General features: G+C 31.7%; 2 protein-coding genes. Both read left to right on the top strand.

From position 1 onward, the window contains the following. The first annotated feature begins 129 nt into the window (after positions 1-129). Positions 130-579: a hypothetical protein gene (locus H600_RS0111680; RefSeq protein ID WP_157509913.1), complete on the top strand. Its 450-nt coding sequence runs from the start codon at positions 130-132 to the stop codon at positions 577-579. 304 nt (positions 580-883) lie between these two features. Next, on the top strand, positions 884-1,354 hold the full coding sequence (locus tag H600_RS0111675; protein ID WP_026728948.1) for a hypothetical protein: 471 nt from the start codon (positions 884-886) through the stop codon (positions 1,352-1,354). Positions 1,355-1,547 lie beyond the last annotated feature (193 nt).

Genomic DNA, 1,547 nt, shown 5'->3' with positions numbered 1-1,547 from the left:
GCTTAATGGAATGATGGTTTTGTATTTGGGATGAATTGGCAAATCCGAAAATAGGGCTTAATTTAGTCCCAAACCCGCTGTAGTGCCAAGACGTTGGCAAACAGTTTAAAAAACCGAAATACCGAAGAAATGAATCCTGAACAAAAAGAACTTGCGGAAAAAGTAATTGATTTCTTTAAAAAATCAGACAAAACCAAGATTGTGCCTAGTATGGATTTATTACATCTTTTGCCTGACAATAATTCCGCTGAAAAGGTTATATATTCATTAGAAAAAGATTTTTTACTTTTAGAACGAACGTCAAAAGAAAGTTTTAGATTAACAGAAAAAGGATGGAGATTTACAACTTTTGCCAAACTAGAAAAAGAATCTAAAAAATTATCTTTATTCCAAATAATGCAATTATCAATAACTGCTTTATCAGTAATTACAGCAATCATTTTTGGTTTCCTGAATTATTTTTCAAATCTTGAAAAAGATGATTTGAAAGAACAAAATTTTCTTTTGAAATCTGACATTGTTCTTTATAAAGACTCCATAAATTCATATAAGAAACAAGTAATATCAAAAAAGCAATAAACTGAAAATAATACATTACACGGTAAAAATTTTCGTTATTTAAAGTAAGTTTCATAATAATTAAATTTAAAAATACTTCCGACTTAAAAGCGGTGCGGAAGCGAAACCGAAAATTGAAATAAATAAAAAACCGATTTGCCAACACACGCTACAACGGATTTGGGCATTGGTTTTAATTTAAAAACGGTCTTGTATTTGGGATAATTTGGCAAATCCGAAGATAAGGCTTAATTTAGTCCCAAACCCGATGTAGCGCGAGAACGTTATGAGCAATTTCACAGAACTTTAATCTAAAATAGAACGAATGTTATTTAACCGAGAAATCACGGAATGGGAACACATCGTTAATGGAAGTTATGATATTGAGTTTGATTATGTCGCAATTGATAGAATTGGACAACTTGCAATTTTTAGCACATTCAATAGAGGATTTAAACCAAAGATTGTAACCAAATCTTTCGAAGATTTCTTAAAATTGGATAAGTTTATAGAAACGTTGCCGAAAATAGGAACGCCAATACAAAAAGTAGACAATGATGGTAACTATGATGACTGGAGAAACTATGCGGAATTAGGTTTTTATGCTTATGACAATCAAGATGTGCACAGAACAAATAAATTAGAACGATACGACATTATTTACCAACCAAAAGAGCCTTTGACAATAGAAAACCAAACAGAACTAAAAAAGTTTGAAAACATAATTCCGAAGTTTGACTTAGTGTTTGGAGAAAACTTAAAGTTTGTGGAATTAGAGAATACGTTGAAAGAATAGAAACTGCTCATAACAGCTACTACAACGGATTTGGGCAATTGGCTAAATGGAAAGTTGGTTTTGGATTTGAGATGATTTGGCAAATCCAAAGAATGGGCTTAATTTAGTCCCAAACCCGCTGTAGTACCAGAACGTTACAGGCAAGTTGAACCAAAATTGCGCAGAAAAGCCAAATTTTGCTGAATACTAAAAA

The organism is Flavobacterium denitrificans DSM 15936 (assembly GCF_000425445.1).
Classification (GTDB): Bacteria; Bacteroidota; Bacteroidia; order Flavobacteriales; family Flavobacteriaceae; genus Flavobacterium; species Flavobacterium denitrificans.
Note: the sequence above shows the minus strand (reverse complement) of the source record. Positions and strands in the feature narration are given on the sequence as shown.